The 2,503-nt window shown below is 66.1% G+C and carries 3 protein-coding genes; all 3 read left to right on the top strand.

All coding sequences use genetic code 11. The features are described from left to right. Nucleotides 1–113: 113 nt before the first annotated feature. Nucleotides 114–281 carry a hypothetical protein gene (locus AC1DS3_RS37645; RefSeq protein ID WP_006164149.1) on the top strand — a complete coding sequence of 56 codons (168 nt, stop codon included), beginning with the start codon at nt 114–116 and terminating at the stop codon, nt 279–281. A 76-nt stretch (nt 282–357) separates the two neighbouring features. Further along, nucleotides 358–969 carry an SH3 domain-containing protein gene (locus AC1DS3_RS37640; protein ID WP_477129250.1) on the top strand — a complete coding sequence of 204 codons (612 nt, stop codon included), beginning with the start codon at nt 358–360 and terminating at the stop codon, nt 967–969. A gap of 159 nt (nt 970–1,128) precedes the next feature. Beyond that, nucleotides 1,129–2,503: AMP-binding protein (locus AC1DS3_RS37635; protein WP_477129249.1), on the top strand; the 1,375-nt coding region annotated here is incomplete at its 3' end.

The following is a 2,503-nucleotide window of genomic DNA, read 5'->3' as shown; positions in this document are numbered from 1 at the left end:
ACTCACGATTGCCCGGACTTAATATGGGCTTGATCGTGCTCAAGGCTGTTACTTAGTACGGACGATGTCATTGGATATAACGTTAAAAAATATAACGACTAACGGAGACATCCATGCAAGATTATCAAAGCCTTGTTTTCATGTGCGCGATTGGCTTGGTGTGCCTCTATGTCTTGCTCGGCACACTCTCCCAATCGCTCGCAATCAAATACGGCGCCCCCGCCATCGTTTCCGTTCTGATGGTGGCGTTCTCCGTCTCGCCCTGGCACGTGGTGGGGTAAACCGCAATCACCAGCGGCCGCGGAGGCCTTGATGCGCCGAGTGGCTGTTAAGTGCGCTCTAGCGGGAATCACCGCGTTGCTGGCAGCGCCCGGTGTGGCGCTTGCGCAGCCTGCCCAAGCCTTTACCACCGCCCCCGTCAACCTGCGTGCCGGACCCGCGCCGGATTACCCGGTGGTGGCGCAACTGTCCGGCGGCGTGCCGCTCACCGTGATGGGGTGCGTCAGCCAGTACACATGGTGCGACGTGGCGCTGCCTAACCTGCGTGGCTGGGTCTATGCCGGGCAGCTTGGCTATCYCTATCAGGGCGGCAGTGTTCCGGTGCTGAACTACGGCACCGTGATCGGCCTTCCCATCATCACGTTCTCCATCGGCGCCTACTGGGGTCGCTACTATCGCGGGCGGCCTTGGTACCACGACCGGGAGCGCTGGGCGCATCGTCCGCCATATGGGCCGGGACCGGGCTATCCGCCCGGACATGCGCGCCCGCCTGGTGGTTATCCGCCCGGCCGTCCGCCGGGTCATGGAGGCGGAGGCGGAGGCGGAGGCGGCCATGGTGGTGGTCACGGTGGTGGTGGCGGTCACAGTGGCGGTGGTCACGGTGGTGGTGGCCACGGCGGCCATGGTGGCCATGGTGGCCACGGCGGCCATGGTGGCCATGGTGGCCATGGTGGCCATGGTGGCCGATAGCATCGCGCCCAAACGGCCCTCGCGACGCACACTGGCAAACGGGTTCAGCCACCCTGGAAATTTTGGCCATTGCCGGGCACGCCGGTGTGGCCCAGAATTTTGCGCACCCCCTGTCCATACGGACGGCTGCCATTCATACAAGAAAACCAGGAGACCACCATGCGCGAATACGCCGAGGCCATCGCCGGCTTTTCCTATGAGGCATCGCTCTCGGAGCGCCTGAGCGGCAAGCTCGATGCCATCAACGCCTGCATCGAATGCTGCGACCGCCATGCACTGCCCGGGCGCATCGCGCTGTTCTGGGAGAGCCGCGACGGCACCAGCGAGACCTATACCTTCAGCCAGTTGCAGAAGCTCTCCGCGCAATTCGCCAACTTCCTCGCGGCGCAAGGCATCGGGCCCGGCGACCGTGTGGCAGGCTTGCTGCCGCGCACGCCGGAGCTGCTTGTCACCATCCTGGGCACCTGGCGCGCCGGMGCGGTCTACCAGCCGTTGTTCACCGCCTTTGGCCCCAAGGCCATCGAGCATCGGCTGCAGACTTCCGGCGCCCGGCTCGTGGTGACCGACGGCGCCAATCGCGGCAAGCTCGATGAGGTGGAGAACTGCCCCGTCGTACTCACCGTTGGCGGCGCCAAAGGGCGCGGCATCGCGCGCGGAGACTTCAGTTTCTGGGCGGAGCTTGACCGCCACCCGGCCCGGTTCGATCCGGTCATGCGCACCGGCGACGATCCGTTCCTGATGATGTTCACCTCCGGCACCACCGGCCCCGCCAAGCCGCTGCTGGTGCCGCTCAAGGCCGTGGCCGCGTTCGCGGGCTACATGCGCGACGCGGTCGACCTGCGCCCGGAGGATGCCTTCTGGAACCTCGCCGATCCTGGCTGGGCCTATGGCTTGTATTACGCGGTGACCGGGCCTCTGGCCCTGGGACACCCCACCACGTTCTACGATGGCCCGTTCAGCATCGAGAGCACATGCCGGGTGATCGACAAGTACGGCATCACCAACCTGGCCGGCTCGCCCACCGCCTATCGCCTGCTGATCGCGGCTGGCCAGGCCGTGGCCGGGCCGCTGCGCGGCAAGCTGCGCGCGGTCAGCAGCGCGGGCGAGCCGCTCAATCCGGAAGTGATCCGCTGGTTCGCCGACCAGCTCTGCGTCACCATTCACGATCACTACGGCCAGACCGAGCTCGGCATGGTGCTGTGCAATCACCACGCGCTGCGCCATCCGGTGCACCTGGGCGCGGCCGGCTTCGCCAGCCCGGGCCATCGCGTGGTGGTGCTGGACGATAACGCACGCGAGTTGCCGGCTGGCCAGCCTGGCACGCTCGCGCTGGATATGGCGCAATCGCCGATGGCCTGGTTTGCCGGCTACCACGGCACGCCCACCGGCGCCTTCGTCGGCCAGTACTACCTGACCGGCGACACCGCGGAGCTGAACCCCGACGGCAGCATCAGCTTTATCGGCCGCGCCCAGGTGCACCGGATGGCGCAGCGCGTGGTGATTGCACAGCACCATGCCGAGCTCGGTCTGGCCG

Source organism: Cupriavidus sp. 01L46, from assembly GCF_056399905.1.
The sequence above is the reverse complement of the archived record's forward strand: the minus strand, read 5'-3'. Positions and strand labels throughout refer to the sequence as shown.